Annotated in this window: 15 protein-coding genes and 1 tRNA gene; 8 read left to right on the top strand and 8 right to left on the bottom strand. The window is 61.7% G+C overall.

What is annotated here, in order from left to right:
- Positions 1–15 precede the first annotated feature (15 nt).
- Positions 16–90 (bottom strand) — tRNA-Val (locus HAD_RS14595).
- A gap of 503 nt (positions 91–593) precedes the next feature.
- Between HAD_RS14595 and HAD_RS14590 the strand changes: the two genes are divergently transcribed.
- Positions 594–836, top strand: a complete 243-nt coding sequence (locus tag HAD_RS14590) for a hypothetical protein (RefSeq protein WP_035573048.1) — start codon at positions 594–596, stop codon at positions 834–836.
- Here HAD_RS14590 and HAD_RS14585 read toward each other — a convergent pair.
- The gene (locus HAD_RS14585; RefSeq protein WP_035573047.1) at positions 806–1,513 is read right to left on the bottom strand and encodes an HAD-IA family hydrolase; all 708 of its coding nucleotides are present in this window, start codon (positions 1,511–1,513) and stop codon (positions 806–808) included. The two genes, HAD_RS14590 and HAD_RS14585, sit on opposite strands and share 31 nt — an antisense overlap.
- A gap of 85 nt (positions 1,514–1,598) precedes the next feature.
- Between HAD_RS14585 and glmU the strand changes: the two genes are divergently transcribed.
- The 3 genes from glmU to gor are packed head-to-tail and all read left to right on the top strand — an operon-like array spanning position 1,599 to position 5,133.
- Positions 1,599–2,969 (top strand): bifunctional UDP-N-acetylglucosamine diphosphorylase/glucosamine-1-phosphate N-acetyltransferase GlmU, encoded by a 1,371-nt coding sequence (glmU, locus tag HAD_RS14580; RefSeq protein ID WP_035573045.1) that lies wholly within the window; start codon positions 1,599–1,601, stop codon positions 2,967–2,969.
- 2 nt (positions 2,970–2,971) lie between these two features.
- Positions 2,972–3,670: a ribose-5-phosphate isomerase RpiA gene (gene rpiA / locus HAD_RS14575; protein ID WP_035573044.1), complete on the top strand. Its 699-nt coding sequence runs from the start codon at positions 2,972–2,974 to the stop codon at positions 3,668–3,670.
- 56 nt (positions 3,671–3,726) lie between these two features.
- Complete coding sequence (gene gor / locus HAD_RS14570; RefSeq protein WP_035573042.1) at positions 3,727–5,133, top strand: glutathione-disulfide reductase; 1,407 nt, start codon at positions 3,727–3,729, stop codon at positions 5,131–5,133.
- On the opposite strand, the gene HAD_RS14565 is transcribed toward gor, so the two are convergent.
- Complete coding sequence (locus HAD_RS14565) at positions 5,130–6,437, bottom strand: ParA family protein (RefSeq protein ID WP_035573041.1); 1,308 nt, start codon at positions 6,435–6,437, stop codon at positions 5,130–5,132. The genes gor and HAD_RS14565 overlap by 4 nt on opposite strands.
- 149 nt (positions 6,438–6,586) lie before the next feature.
- Here HAD_RS14565 and HAD_RS14560 point away from each other — a divergent pair, with 149 nt between their 5' ends.
- Both HAD_RS14560 and HAD_RS14555 read left to right on the top strand, forming a co-directional pair.
- Complete coding sequence (locus HAD_RS14560) at positions 6,587–7,966, top strand: class II 3-deoxy-7-phosphoheptulonate synthase (RefSeq protein ID WP_035573631.1); 1,380 nt, start codon at positions 6,587–6,589, stop codon at positions 7,964–7,966.
- A gap of 175 nt (positions 7,967–8,141) precedes the next feature.
- The gene (locus tag HAD_RS14555) at positions 8,142–9,554 is read left to right on the top strand and encodes an MATE family efflux transporter (RefSeq protein ID WP_035573629.1); all 1,413 of its coding nucleotides are present in this window, start codon (positions 8,142–8,144) and stop codon (positions 9,552–9,554) included.
- Between the two features lie 25 nt (positions 9,555–9,579).
- Here HAD_RS14555 and HAD_RS14550 read toward each other — a convergent pair whose 3' ends face one another.
- The 3 genes from HAD_RS14550 to HAD_RS14540 all read right to left on the bottom strand — a co-directional run bounded on the left by HAD_RS14550 (position 9,580) and on the right by HAD_RS14540 (position 11,888).
- Positions 9,580–9,846: an HU family DNA-binding protein gene (locus tag HAD_RS14550; RefSeq protein ID WP_034768228.1), complete on the bottom strand. Its 267-nt coding sequence runs from the start codon at positions 9,844–9,846 to the stop codon at positions 9,580–9,582.
- 99 nt (positions 9,847–9,945) lie between these two features.
- A complete protein-coding gene (locus HAD_RS14545) occupies positions 9,946–10,860 on the bottom strand; it encodes a hypothetical protein (RefSeq protein WP_035573040.1) in 915 nt (304 codons plus the stop codon).
- A 2-nt stretch (positions 10,861–10,862) separates the two neighbouring features.
- Complete coding sequence (locus tag HAD_RS14540) at positions 10,863–11,888, bottom strand: NADP-dependent oxidoreductase (protein WP_035573039.1); 1,026 nt, start codon at positions 11,886–11,888, stop codon at positions 10,863–10,865.
- A gap of 170 nt (positions 11,889–12,058) precedes the next feature.
- Between HAD_RS14540 and HAD_RS14535 the strand changes: the two genes are divergently transcribed.
- The gene (locus HAD_RS14535; RefSeq protein ID WP_035573038.1) at positions 12,059–12,982 is read left to right on the top strand and encodes a Gfo/Idh/MocA family protein; all 924 of its coding nucleotides are present in this window, start codon (positions 12,059–12,061) and stop codon (positions 12,980–12,982) included.
- On the opposite strand, the gene pth is transcribed toward HAD_RS14535, so the two are convergent.
- The gene (pth, locus tag HAD_RS14530) at positions 12,983–13,594 is read right to left on the bottom strand and encodes an aminoacyl-tRNA hydrolase (RefSeq protein ID WP_035573037.1); all 612 of its coding nucleotides are present in this window, start codon (positions 13,592–13,594) and stop codon (positions 12,983–12,985) included. It abuts the gene before it with no gap.
- A 101-nt stretch (positions 13,595–13,695) separates the two neighbouring features.
- Positions 13,696–14,352 carry a 50S ribosomal protein L25/general stress protein Ctc gene (locus tag HAD_RS14525; protein ID WP_035573035.1) on the bottom strand — a complete coding sequence of 219 codons (657 nt, stop codon included), beginning with the start codon at positions 14,350–14,352 and terminating at the stop codon, positions 13,696–13,698.
- Positions 14,353–14,484: 132 nt separating this feature from the next.
- Here HAD_RS14525 and HAD_RS14520 point away from each other — a divergent pair, with 132 nt between their 5' ends.
- Complete coding sequence (locus HAD_RS14520) at positions 14,485–14,805, top strand: hypothetical protein (protein ID WP_035573033.1); 321 nt, start codon at positions 14,485–14,487, stop codon at positions 14,803–14,805.
- Positions 14,806–14,833: the final 28 nt, after the last annotated feature.

Genomic DNA, 14,833 nt, shown 5'->3' with positions numbered 1-14,833 from the left:
ATGAGGGAACGGAAATGGTGGGCGATACAAGGTTCGAACTTGTGACCCCTGCCGTGTGAAGGCAGTGCTCTACCACTGAGCTAATCGCCCGTTCCGGAAAAAAGCGGGGTTAATCTGCCTGAGTCGAGAGGTCAAGCGGGGAAAGCTGAAGCGTGTGCATCGGCATTCTGTCCCCCAATCGGACTACATTGTCCCGAGAGTTTTGTGACAAGCAGGTCATAGCAGCTATGCAAAGATATGCTGCAATGCATGGTTTGGGGGCAGAAAATTCGAACGGCAATTACGGCGGGAATGAGGCTGTCACCTATCTGCGGGACAGGCGTCGTATAAGGGATTTACGCTTTAGTACAGGAACACCGTAAACATTGGCAGCGAGATTCCGGAATATGAACAGCTGTTCATTCTGAACGTTTGTTCATCGAACAACATTACGTTGGTTTCATTTGAAATAGGTCTTGAGATTGCGCGCCAACATTGTCATTTTGCAGTCACACGAGACGAGCCGAAAACGGTTCGCAGAAATGTAGACCCTAAGAAGGACAGGCAGGGGCTGTTAAAGCCCTGAAAAACAAAAACGCCTGGAGAGAGAGAAAATGAAAGACTGGTGTGACGAAGAAGGCGCTAAGCGCCTGCGAGAAAAAATTGCGGCCTATTGGGCCGAGCGTGGCTACGAAGTGGATGTCGACCTTGTCGATGCCGGCTTTGTACCTGCCATGCGCAGCGCCCGGACCGACGTGCGCAGCAACATGATTAACGGCATGCCCCGCCGCCGGATCAATCCGGATGCGTCGGCTGCACGTCCGAGCTATCGCCCGCGCGCTGAAGCCACGGCCTGACTGATCAGGCGCGAGAGCGCCGCAGGCAGTTGGGAGTAGTGTGAAACGACAGCGTCCGCGCCAATCGCTTCCACAGACTCGGCTTCATAGCCAAACGGTACAAATACAAAGGGCAGTCCGGCATTCCGGGCTGCCCTTTCGTCTGTCCGGCTGTCTCCCACCATGATGGCGCGGGCCGGATCACCGCCAGCGGCTTGAACCGTGCGCACGATATGGTCCCCATCGGGTTTCTTCGACGGAACGCTGTCGGCGCCGATGATGGCGGCAAAGCGGGGCGCAAGGCCCAATGCGTCCAGGAGCTTGTCGGAGAGATCCTGCTTCTTGTTGGTGCAGACCGACAGGATTGCGCCGTCGGCCGCGAGGCCATCCAGGATTTCCGGCGCCTTGTCGAACGGGCGGGACCCGATCGCGATGTGTTCTGAATAGTACACAAGGAAGCGGGCGAAGAGGCCTTCCAGTTCGGCGTCGGACGGCGTCAGCCCCTGATGGGACATGCCCTTCTGGATCATTGCCTTGGCGCCATGGCCGATCATTCCGGCGACGGTCTGCAGGTCCACAGTTTCAAGGCCGGCATGATCAAGGACATGGTTCAGCGCAAGCAACAGGTCCGGCGCGGTATCCACCAGCGTCCCGTCCAGATCGAACACCACGGTCCAGCCGTCCAGCGATCCTGTCATGCTTGCTCCAATTCCTGCTCGCCCCTCGCCTTGAATCGGCCTTTGATCTAGGCGAATGGGCAGAAGAAAGCGAGAGGGCCCTGTCATGAGCCAGACTTCCAGATCCCGCGCCGCGGTAATTCTCGCCGCTGGCAAGGGCACGCGGATGAAATCGAGCCTGCCCAAGGTGATGCACCCGGTCGGTGGACGCCCCATGGTGGATTGGTCGGTCGACCTGGCCCGCAAGGCGGGCTGTGCCAAAATCGTGGTCGTCTGCCAGCCTTCCCAGGGGCTGCTGATCGAACATGTTGCCAGCCTGTCCGGAGACATTCAGGTCGCATTTCAGGATCCGCCCATGGGCACCGGCCATGCTGTGCGTTGTGCAGCCGATGCGCTTGCCGGATTTCAAGGGGATCTTGTCGTGCTTTACGGTGACTCCCCGCTGGTTCCGACGGACGCCATCGAGGAACTCTTTGCGTCGCTGGAGGAGGGCGCCACAGTCGGCGTGTTGGGGTTCGACACCCGTGACCCGGGCCTCTATGGCCGCCTGATCACGTCGGGCCATGGTGAGCTGGAAGCGATTGTCGAGGCGCGGGAAGCGACGCCTGAACAGCTGTTGGTCACGCTCTGCAATTCCGGGGTCATGGCGGCCGGTGCGGACGACATGTTCCGGCTTTTGGAAAAGGTGACAAACGACAATGCCAAGGGCGAGTATTACCTGACCGACCTGGTCGGGCTGGCCCGGGGCGAAGGCAAGCGTTGCCAGGCGGTCCGCTGCGGTGAAGAAGACCTCATCGGCTGCGACTCCAAGGCAGACCTTGCCGAGGCGGAAGCGATTTTCCAGGCACGCCGGCGCCGGGAAGCCCTGGACGGCGGGGTGACGCTGATCGCGCCGGATACGGTGTTCTTTGCGTACGATACCGTGATTGAGCCGGACGTGGTGATCGAGCCGAACGTCGTTTTCGGGCCCGGTGTGACCGTCCGGTCTGGCGCGCAGATCCGGGCGTTCAGCCATCTCGAAGGCGCGCAGGTCGGCCAGTTCGCGTCCGTCGGGCCGTTTGCGCGACTTCGTCCCGGCGCGGTGCTGGATCAGGCGGCATTTGTCGGCAATTTCGTCGAAGTGAAGAACGTACACATGGCCGAAGGCGCCAAGGCGAGCCATTTGTCCTATCTGGGCGATGGCGAGATCGGCGCTGGCGCAAATATCGGTGCGGGCACGATCTTTTGTAATTATGATGGCTTCTTCAAATACCGCACAACCATTGGCGACGGCGCTTTCATCGGGTCCAACTCGGCGCTGGTGGCACCGGTGACCGTCGGCGAGGGCGCGATTGTCGGCAGCGGCAGCGTGGTTACGAAAGATGTCGCGGCCGGCGCATTGGCCGTCGCGCGTGGAAGACAGGTGGAACGCGAAGGCTGGGCGACGGCGTTCCGGGAGAAAATGACGGCAAAGAAGGCCGAAACGAAAAGGGGCTGATCATGGCGAATGAGCTGGAAAAGCAGAACGCGGCCGCCGCGGCGATGGAATTCGTCGAAGACGGCATGACCATCGGCCTCGGCACCGGCTCAACCGCGAAATACTTCGTCGAGATGCTGGCGGAAGAGATTGCTGACGGTCTTGTCGTGCGGTGCATCGAGACGAGCGAGCAGACCCGGCGGCAAGCTGAAAGCCTGGGGATCCCCCTGATCCCGTCCGAACAGGTCGAACGGATCCACCTGACCGTCGACGGCGCCGACGAGGTGGACGAGCATGGTTTCCTCATCAAAGGCGGTGGCGCCGCCCTGTTGCGGGAGAAGATTATCGCCAATGCGTCCGATCACATGGTTGTGATTGCCGACCCGTCGAAACAGGTCGACCGTCTCGGCAAGTTCCCCCTTCCGGTGGAGGTGACGCCCTTCGGCTACACCATCACCGCGAAGAAGGTTTACGACGCGCTCTGCTCCAGCGGCATCGACCGCCCGCGCGTGGAATTGCGGGCCCAGCCGGGCGGCAGGCTGGTTGTGACCGATGGCGGAAACTACATCCTGGATTGCCATTGCTTGAAAATTCCCGATGCCGAATCCCTGGCTGCGCGCCTCTCCGGCGTGCCGGGTGTCGTCGAACACGGATTGTTTATCGGCATCGCCCGGACGGTCATTATCGGCAACGAGTCCGGGGCGACAGTGTTTGAATTCTGAGCCTGCGCGCCCATATGCGCCCGCAGACACGCACAAGACTTTCAAGGAAATGACTTATGGCTGAGCACGCTTATGACTTCGACCTGTTCGTGATCGGAGGCGGCTCTGGCGGAGTGCGCGCGGCGCGCATCGCAGCCATCGCCGGCGCCCGTGTGGGCCTGGCGGAAGAATACCGCATGGGCGGTACCTGCGTGATCCGCGGCTGCGTGCCCAAGAAGTTCATGGTCTATGCCAGCCAGTACGGCAAGGACATTGCGAAGTCTGCTGGCTATGGCTGGCGCGTAGGCGATGTCTCGTACGATCACGGAACATTTGCTTCCGCGATGCATGCCGAGGTGGACCGCCTGTCGGGCATCTATTTCCGCAATCTCAAGAATGCCGGCGTGGACATCTTCGAGGAGCGCGCCGAATTCGTCGATGCGCACACGGTGCGCCTGAAGAAGAGCGGCAAGACGATCACCGCGGAAAAGATCCTGATCGCCGTGGGCGGTGCGCCGTGGCGCCCGTCGCCGGAAGAACTGCCCGGTATCGAATACACGATCACCTCCAATGAGGTCTTCCAGCTGGAAGAGCTGCCGAAGCATGTCGTCATCGCAGGCGGCGGTTATATCGCGGTGGAGTTCGCGCACATCTTTGCTGGCCTCGGCGTGCCGACCTGCCTTGTCTATCGCGGCGAGGAAGTGCTGCGCGGGTTCGATGCCGATGTCCGCACGGCTGTGCATGAGGGCCTGAAGGAGGCCGGTGTGCGTGTCGTCACCGGCGCTGTCTTCGACGCCATCGAGAAACGCGACGATGCAGACCTGCCGCTACACATCACCCTGTCCAGCGGCGCCCATATCGACGCCGATGTTGCGCTGATGGCGGTTGGACGCCGCCCGAACACGGAAGGGCTTGGCTGCGAAGCCGCCGGGATTGAACTGGACGACAATGGCGCCGTCAAAGTGGACGAATGGTCGAAAACCAATGTCGACAGCGTCTGGGCCGTGGGCGACGTCACCGACCGTGTTGCGCTGACGCCGGTAGCCATTCGCGAAGGCCACGCCTTTGCTGATACCGAGTTTGGCGGCAATCCCTGGCATTTCGACCATTCGGATATCGCGACGGCGGTCTTCTCCCAGCCGGAAGTCGGCACGGTCGGCCTCAGCGAAGCCGATGCCCGCAAGGCCTATGGCGCCGACATCGATATCTACAAGACCAATTTCAAACCGATGAAGAACGCCCTGAACGGCGACACCAGCCGTGTGCTGATGAAGCTGGTCGTGCGGGCGTCGGATCAGAAGATGCTCGGCGTCCACATGGTTGGCGACGATTCCGCCGAGGTTATTCAGGCGATCGGCATCGCCATCAAGATGGGCGTGACCAAGCCAGACTTTGACCGCACCTGTGCCGTCCACCCGTCTGTGGCGGAAGAATTGGTGACCATGCGCACGAAGTGGGTGCCGGAGGTTGCGACCAACGCTTAATGCGTCTCGTCGCAAAGTTCTTTCAGTTCCAGCGCAATCGTCTTCAGGCTTTCCCGGATCTGTTTCAGGCCGCCACCGCGGCCTGAATGGATGACCAGTTGCTTCCAGGCCGGCTGGCCTTCCTGCGGCGGCTTCACGGCCAGATGCTTTGACCGCGGCAGGGCAGATTTCAGCAGGGCGTCAGACAGCGGGAAGCGGGCAACATCATCGAATGTGCCGTTGCGAGCATCCGCTTCGAAGGTTGACTGCTCTGATCGGCTGACGGCGTTGAACAGCACCGACAGGGCCGGGCGTTTGCCGATTGGGATCTGTGTCCGCAACACCTGGTCCAGCAGTTTCACGCCGCGCAGGGAATAGATGTCGGTGTGCATCGGTGCCAACACGCGGTCGGCTGCTTCCAGGGCGCAGCGCGTCAGGAAGGTCGCGTTCGGATTGGTATCGAACACGATCAGGTCGTATTCACTGCGATAAAAGTCCACCTGCCGCAGGAAGTGGCGCTTGATCTGCTCTAGGGCGTCATTGTCGGTGGCGAAAGCGTATTTTGAAATCTCGAACTGGCCCGAGATGATGTCGAACCGGCCCGGCGGGCTGTTGCCCTCGGCCATGATGTCGTGGACGAGATAATCGCGGGCCACCGGGGCGAACGGTTCAGTCGACAGGTTCAGCCAGTGCTCGGCCGGGCTCTCTGCGTTGCGGGTGTGCAGGCGGGAGCGTTCGAACAGCGAAATGACCGACTTGTCCGCCGCCGCGCTCTCATCCGCCACGTCCATCTCGTAGAAGGTCTGGGTCAGATTGTATTGCGGGTCGAGGTCGATCAGCAGGATGCGGCCGCCGGCCATTGCGTGCCAGGCGCCGAAAACCTGCGCGGAGACGGTTGTCTTGCCGACGCCGCCCTTCAGGTTCATCACGGCGATGACCGGGCATTTCTTCTTGTAGGCGTCCAGCGTCTGTTGGACGAGCTGGTTCAGGCCGTCCGGCGTGGTGCTGGATAGGCGCAGGTGCGGCTGGACTTCCTGCTTGAAGAAGCCGTTCATCCGCGCCTTGTCGATCTGGTAGGGGATCAGCGGCAGGCCGCGGGCCTTGGCGCGTTCGATATCCTGGCGCACCGTCTTCGATCGCACGGACGTGGCCGAGACCAGCACGATCATCGCGAAGGCGTCGTCGATGTCGCGATTGTTGCGATCGCGGTCGTTATCGTCGTCCGGCGCGAATTTTACAGGGATCGACTCCGCCCGCATCGCTTCGTGAAGCTTGAGCAGGTCGTCGAGGTCCAGCGTCGAGTGGGTGATGTAGACGTGAGACATGATCTCCCGGCGGTCCCTTCAGGCTTGCCTCAGGTCTTATGTAACTAAGATGAGGCGGAGTGATTCCGCCAGCGTTGTGCTGTGAAATTGTGGTGAAACTTGAGCGATCGCCTGCCATGTGATTAATGCGGCCATCAATGGAGCGTAAGATGAGCAACTGGACCCCTTCCGACTGGCGCGAACTGCCGGCGAAGCATATCCCGGAAGATTACCCGGATACTGCAGCACTTGCTGCAGCAGAGGACCGTCTGCGCTCATTTCCGCCGCTCGTTTTTGCCGGAGAAGCCCGCCGTCTGAAAACCCGCCTTGGCGAGGTTGCGGCCGGCAATGCTTTCCTGCTGCAGGGCGGTGACTGTGCCGAGAGCTTCAAGGAATTCCACCCGGACAACATCCGTGACACGTTCCGCGTGATTCTGCAGATGGCTGTCGTGCTGACCTTCGCCGCTGCCAAGCCGGTGGTGAAAGTGGGCCGTATTGCCGGCCAGTTCGGCAAGCCGCGCTCCTCTCCGATCGAGACGATCGATGGCGTCACGCTGCCGTCCTACCGGGGCGACAACATCAACGGCATGGATTTCACGCCGGAAGCCCGCATGCCCGACCCGGATCGCCTGATTCAGGCCTACTCCCAGTCGGCGGCGACGCTGAACCTGCTGCGCGCGTTCAGCCAGGGTGGCTATGCCAGCCTGGCCAATGTGCACCGATGGATGCTCGGCTTTGTGGATCGCAGCTCTCAGGGCGAACGCTATGAGAAGCTGGCAGACCAGATCTCGGCCTCGTTGCGCTTCATGGAAGCGGTTGGCCTGAACGCTGAAACCGTGCCGCAGATGGCGCAGGTGGAGTTCTACACCAGCCACGAAGCCCTGTTGCTCGGCTATGAGGAAGCGCTGACCCGCGTCGATTCTACGTCTGGCGACTGGTACGACACGTCGGCCCACATGCTGTGGATCGGCCACCGGACCCGTCAGCTGGATCATGCTCACGTCGATTTCTGCAAGGGGATCAAGAACCCGATCGGCATCAAGTGCGGCCCCGGCATGGAGCCGGACGAGCTTGTTCGCCTGATCGAGACGATCAACCCTTCGGACGAGGCCGGGCGGATCACGCTGATCTCGCGCTTTGGCTCCGATGGAGTGGCTCAGGGGCTGCCGCCGCTGGCGCGCGCTGTGAAGGCAAGCGGCCGGACTGTGGTGTGGTCCTGCGACCCGATGCACGGCAACACGCTGAAGACCGACTCCGGCTTCAAGACGCGACCGGTGGACCGCATCCTCTCCGAGGTAAGCCAGTTCATCGACGTCATGAATGCCGAAGGCTGCTATCCGGGCGGGGTCCATTTCGAGATGACCGGCCAGAACGTCACCGAGTGTATCGGCGGCGCGCAGGCTATCTCCGAGGACGACCTTTCCAGCCGCTACCACACGCACTGCGACCCGCGACTGAACGGCGAGCAGGCACTGGAGCTGGCTTTCCTGGTGGCAGAGAAGCTTCAGGCGCTCGGCAACGGCAAGGACGCGGCCCGCAAGGCCGGCTGACGCATTTTTTCTGATTGGCCGTAACCGGCCCGGATGCGACAGCCAGACCCGTCTCCTTAAGGACACGGAAAATTCACAAGGCCGGAGCCAATCCGGCCTTGCTTCGCACAACACAATTAAACATGACACACAGCCCGGCGCCTGACGCCGGGCAGAGGGTATTCCAATGCGGAGCATGAACTGGCCGGCCTGGGTCCGGCTTGGGGACATTGTCGATTTGTTACGGCTGTCGGTGCCGATCGCCATCTCGCGGATGGCGATGATGCTGATGAGCATGACCGATGCGGTGGTACTGGGGCAATTCGCGCCCGGTGAGCTGCCGTTCGTTCTGAACTCCTGGCTGCCTATGGGCGTGACGCTGGGGTTCAGCATGGGCATCCTGATCGGGGTGCAGGTGCTGACGTCGGAAATGTTGGGTGTCGGCCGCCACGCCCAGTCGGGCCGGATCTTCCGGCGGGGGCTGGTCGCGGCAACGGCGCTTGGCGTGGCGCTTCTGGCGCTCGTAGTTTTGACTGCCGAGCCTTTGTTCCAATGGCTGTTCGTCGAGATCGCGCCAAGCTCGGAGTCGGCGAACCTGGCCAATCCTGAATATGTTGCGGCATCGACGGCGTCGGTGACCCACATCCTCGCGCTTGCCTTGCCGGGCTTCACCATTTCGACCGTGTGCGGCCTCTACCTGGAGGCGCTGCGCCGGCCGACGCTGGTTGCCATCATCAGCTATGGCGGCGTCTTGCTGAACATCGTTCTGGATCTCGCCTATGTCGGCGGCTTCTGGGGCCTGCCGCAGATGGGGGCGGAAGGCGTCGCCATCGCAACGACCGGCTCGCGCTATGCGATTGCCGTGGCGATGTTCGTCGCGGTCATCTTCCTGACGCCGGCTTTCCGGGCATCGCCAAAGGCGGAACCGGGAGAGGCAAAGCGCCAGTTCGAGGTCGGTATCGGTTCGGCCATCTCCAATGTGGCCGAGTGGGGCGGGTTCAACCTGACCTTCACGATCGCCACGTGGATCAGCTTGTCGGCAAACACGGTGTACGGATACACGATCCAGCTCGTCGGCTTTTGCTTCATGTTCTACATGGGCATCGCTTCGGCAACGAGCGTCCGGGTGGCCGAGGCCTTCGGCCGTGGCAACAAGGATGAGGTCGTCAATGCCGGCCGGCTGGGGGTTGCGGCAACCATCCTGACGGGGACCACGCTGGGACTCCTTCTGGTCGTCTTCCGCGAGCCGCTTTCACACCTTCTGGTCAACAAGGAGGCCCTGATTGACGGTGTGGCGATCGCGCCGGCGATTGCCTCGCTCATGTTCCTTGCCGGGGCGATGACCCTGTTCGACGGGATGCAGGCCACAGCGTCCTTCGCGCTGCGGGCACAGGAGATCGTCTGGTCGCCGAGCCTGATTCACATCGGCTCTTTCTTCCTGGTGATGCTGCCAGCCTGCTACTGGCTGGGCATTGTGGAGGGGCATGGCGCGAAAGGCATGATGGAAGGTGCCCTGATCGGCGTGTTCGTGGCGGGGACGTTGCAGACGTTGATGCTGGAACTGAAAGCGGCGCGCCCCTTGAAGGGACACGCCGCCTTGAAACTCTAATATTCCGGTAACGGATGGACCGGTCCTAGAGATCCTTCATTGCGGAGGCTGGCTTGAAGGAAGCCGATGTCTTCTCCGGGATCTTGATTGGTTCACCGGTTGCCGGGTTGCGGCCGGTGCGGGCATTGCGGGTTTTCGGCGCGAATGTGCCGAAGCCTGCGATGGCGACCTGCTTACGCGATTTCACCGCGTCCGCGATCGTGTCGAATACAGCATCAACGGCCTTGCCGGCGTCGCTTTGCGACAGACCGGAAGCAGCGGCCACTGCCTTCGTAAGTTCACCCTTGTTCATACGGGTTCTCCTCTGAGTTAAACGGCGATGCCCCGCCGTTGTTTCGACTAGTCCACGATTCGGAAACCCTGAACACGCCGGATTCCCAATAAACACGGGCTATGTGCCCGGAATCCAGCCCTCTTCGGCCTTAATTTTCGTATTTTCGGCCGGATCGAGCCCATTGGCTGTGGAAAAAGCAGCTGAAAGTGCCCCTTTTCCGTCGAGGGCCGCGAAATCATGGGCGATGCCCCGGACCTGGGCCGCATCCACCGTTTCGCCGGATTCGGGGGTTGCCTTGGTCAATGAGGGGTAAATCTCGGTCATCACGACTTTTATGTCAGTGAGCGCTTCCTCAGTCAGTGGTTCTGACGGGTCGAATTCAAACGGCCATATCCGGGCCTCAGGCCATGCCTCACGAAGGGCGTGGACATGCGGAATGCCGGTCAGGGACTGGCTGCCCACGCTGCCGGTATAGGCTAGCTGCCAGACAGACTTCGGTTGACCCAGTTTCTGGTTCCGAAGGTAGGTTTCCGCGATGCGGTATTCCGGCAGGGCGGCGTCGGTAAAATCGGGCTTGGTGCTGCCCAGCGTCGAGACGACATCGCGCGCCGGCGCGCCCCAGAAGGGAAATGGCCCCTTCGAAATCGCATAGTTCATGCCGGCGGCAATGGCGTAACGTGCATTGGAATTGTCGGGCTTGTCCTTCAGCTTCGAGGCGAGATGCTCGTGCATTGCCTGCCACGGTGCCTTGCCGTCCAGCTTCAGGCCGAGGGCCTCCGCCGTGCCGGCCGGATAGCCGAGCGAGAAGTCAAATCCCAGAAGGACACGGTCGCCACGCTTTGTCAGCTTACCGACCATGTCCTCCAGGAAACTGCGGGCTTTCAGGCGCGTTTCGATATTCACGGCACGGTACTGCAGCTTCAGGCGTGCGTCCTTGGCCAGGATCCCAATCCAGATCGAATTGGGCCCGGTCACAGGCTTGGACGCCGCGCTCCAGTCCACCATGATATACGCGTCGAAAAGGGCCGCCATGACTATCCCAGTTTAACAAGCATCTTGCCGGTATTGGCTCCGCTGAAGAGACCGATAAAGGCGTCTGGTGCCTTGTCGATTCCCTCCATCACGGTTTCCTGGAATTTCATTTGCCCTGCCGCAATCCATTTGGCCATATCCGCGAGGAAGGCTGGCTGCATATCGGCATGCGTAGAGACGATGAACCCCTGAATCTTCAGCTGTTTGCCGACGACCTGGATGATGTTGTGCGGGCCAACCGGCGTGCCGGTCTCATTGTATTGCGCGATCATCCCGCATTCGGCGAAGCGCGCCATCGGGCGGGCAACTTCGATGGCAGCGGTCAGGTGATCCCCGCCGACATTGTCGAAATAGACGTCGATGCCTTTCGGGGCGGCTTCGCGAAGCGCCGCGACGAGGCCGTCGAACCCCTTGGCTTCCTTGTAGTCGATCACGTGATCGGCGCCGAGTGACTTCACGAACGCGCACTTGTCGGGCCCGCCCGCTGAACCGATCACGGTGCAGTTCTTGATCTTGGCAATCTGGACCACAGTCGATCCGACGGCGCCCGCCGCACCGGAGACGAAAACCGTGTCACCTTCCTTCAGTTCCGCCACGCGCAGGATACCTGCATAGGCCGTCAGGCCCGGCATGCCCGCGACGCCGAGAAAGGCGCTGTCCGGCAGGCCGGTGTCGCCCGGCAGCTTTACCGCCATGGCTGTGGCCGGATCGCCGACCCAGGCTGTGCGCCAGCCATTCATCGACTGGACGAGATCGCCGACCTGAAAGTCAGGATTGTTCGATGCGGTGACACGGCCGACGGCGCCGCCGGTCATCGTTTCGCCGATGCCGAAGGGCGGGACATAGCTTTCACGGTCGTACATCCGTCCGCGCATGTACGGATCGACCGACATCCACGAGTTCTGGACCTGGATTTCGCCGGGGCCGGGATCGGCGATCTCGACCGTTTTCTTCTCGAAATCTGACTGCTGCGGCAGTCCGACGGGGCGCTGGGCTAGGGCCCATTCGGTTGATGTAAGTGTAGCCATTCGTGATTCCTCCTGCTTAGTTTCTTGTGTTTGTCTTGCGCCCTAGTTGGGCGCGCATGCCAGCGCTGTGAAGGGGTGACCGGGAAGAAACCCGCTGCGGCAGGGCTGTGCCACGGCCTTGATACCATGGCAGTTGGGTGCCATTCCGGTCAGGACAGAGGGGCCAGGACATGACAAAGCTCAAAGTAGGCGTTGCCGGTGCCGGGGTGTTCGGAAACTACCACGCGCAGAAAGCAGCCGCATCGGTGAAGACCGATCTGGTCGGTGTCTACGATATCGATCTGCCCCGCGCGAAGGGCATCGCCGAAAAGTTCGGCGCAAAGGGTTTCGACGACTACACGGCTTTCCTGGAAGCCTGCGATGCGGTCGTCATTGCCGTACCCGCCACCTGGCACGAGCCGCTGGCGCGCCAGGCAATTGAGGCGCACCGGCATGTGTTGTGTGAGAAGCCGCTGGCCCTGACCGGCGCGGCAGCGCGTTTCCTGGCAGACGAAGCCGCCGCGCATGGCCGCATCCTGCAGGTTGGCCATCAGGAGCGTTTCGTTGCGAAGGCGATGGGCGTGCTGGCGATCGAGGAAACGCCGCTGCTTCTGGAATCCGTCCGCGCCGGCCCGCCCGCGCCGGACAATCGTGCGGGCGATGTATCGGTCATCTGGGATCTGATGATCCACGATCTGGACCTCGCCGCCATGATGCTCGGCAACGAGTTCACCGGCGTGAGTGCCACCGGGCGCCGGGTCCATTCCGAGCATATCGACGAAGCCACGGCGGAATTCTCCTATGCCAGCGGCGGGGTCGCCCGGTTGACGGCAAGCCGCGCGGCGCCCGAACGCCAGCGGTCCATGCACGTGGTCTACCCGTCGGGTGAAATCTCGATCGACTTCCTGACCCGCAAGGTGAAGAACTCCACCCCCTACGAGATCAAGGTCGACATCGCTGCGGAACTGCCGGACCCGCTGGGCGCGGCGGACGAAGGGTTTTATGCCGCTTGCCTGGGCCTGGCGCGTAGTCCGGTTCCGGCCCACGGCACGGTCGGGGCGGTGGCGATGGCGGAAGCCGCCGAAGCCGACATTCTGGCAAAGATCGACGCCTGATCAGGCGTCGCCGCGCCGCGCAGCCTGTTTCGGATCATGCTTCGGCGCAGGCGCGAGGCGCATCACCTCGGTCTGGAAACGCTCGTCATCTCCATCCAGCAGGAAGGGCAGGGCGCTGCCGATCGCGTCGACCAATGGCTCGAACCATTGAAGGTCCGCCTTGGTGAAGTCTGACAGCACGTGCGGCATGACCATGGCCTTGTCGCCCGGATGGCCGATGCCGATGCGCACGCGGCGGAAGTTTTCCCCCAGATGTGCCATCATCGACCGCACGCCATTATTGCCGGAATGCCCGCCGCCGCGTTTGACGCGTAGCCGGCCCGGGGCCAGGTCGATCTCGTCATAGAACACGGTCACGTCGTCTGCCGGGCGCTTGTAGAACTGCAGCACCTTCGACAGGGCCCGGCCGGTCTCATTGTAATAGGTCTGCGGTTTCACCAGCAGCACTTTCTGGCCGCCGACAGTGCCTTCCGCGATCAGGCTCTCGAACTTCGAGCGCCAGGGCCCGAAATTGTGCCGCGCGTGCAGGGCATCCAGCACGATGAAGCCGGCATTGTGCCGGTTCTTTGCGTAGCGGTCTGTGGGGTTTCCCTGTCCGGAAAGGATCAACATGAGGAATGCGCCTCCTGCCGGAGCTTGGGGTAGAAAGTGAACGGCCCGCCTGGCAACATAGGACAGGCGGGCCGCACGTTAAAGGATGGAAGGCAAGAGACTTAGTCTTCTTTCTCTTCGCCGCCTTCTTCTTCAGCAGCGGCTTCTGCTTCTTCCGTTGCTTCTTCGTCCGTGTCCTCTTCGACCTTGGCCGTGCGGCCAGCGATCGTGGCGATGGTGAAGTCGCGGTCGGTGATGGTCGGCTCCGCATCAGCTGGCAGCTTGATGTTGGAGATCTTCACATTGTCGCCGATTTCCAGCTCGGAAACGTCGGCTTCGAGCGATTCCGGAATGTGGCCGGCCGGGACAAGCAGTTCGACCGTGTGGCGCACCACGTTGAGCGTACCGCCCTTCTTGAGGCCCGGGGAGACTTCTTCACCGACGAAGTGAACCTGCACTTCGACCTTGATCTGCTGCTTGGCGTCGACGCGGAACAGGTCCACGTGCATCGGCTGGTCGGAGACCGGGTGCAGCTGGATTGCCTGCGGGATCACCAGCTGTTTGTCGCCGTTGTGGACCAGTGTTGCGGTGGAAGACAGGAAGTGGCCGGTGTCGATGGCCTTCTGAACTTCGTTGCGCTTCAGGCTGATGGCGACCGGGTCCTGGCCGCCGCCATAGAGGACGCCGGGCACAAGGCCTTGCTTGCGGGCCGCACGGGCGCCGCCGGAACCGATGCGCTCACGCAGTTCGATATTGAAGGTAATCTGTTGTTTTGACATTGTTTTTCCTTTCGCCCTCGACTCCGCCCCGCCGTTCCGGTGAGGTGAGAAGCTGACACGTGCGGCCTCGCGCCGTCGTTTCTGAAGGCGCGCAGGTAGCCCATAAGCCCTGTATTGGCAAGGGTTTGAGGCATGTCGCGCATTTCCCAATCAGGTCCTGATCCTGCCCGGTTTTCCCCTCCGACCAAGGTCTGGGGTGGCCGCCAGCCGAAATCGCGTAAACTGGTGAAAAGAATACGGGAGGAAAAGATGCTGAAAGCGCATGTGATGATGGCCTTTGGCCTGTTGATGGCCGCGATCTATGCGGTGCGTCTGGCTTCGGGCTTTAGCCTGTCGGACGGGTTTGGCCTCGGCGAGGCTTACCTGATCGGCGGGCTGGGCCTGGCCGGGGCGCTCTTGTGGAGCGGCTGGAAAGCGCGCCGCTACGCCAAGCGCATCCGACAGGAAAGCTAAGACCAAAGTGGGGCTGTCTGGGACAGCC

Source organism: Hyphomonas adhaerens MHS-3 (assembly GCF_000685235.1).
GTDB classification, from domain to species: domain Bacteria; phylum Pseudomonadota; class Alphaproteobacteria; order Caulobacterales; family Hyphomonadaceae; genus Hyphomonas; species Hyphomonas adhaerens.
This window is presented reverse-complemented; position numbering and strand designations above follow the sequence as displayed.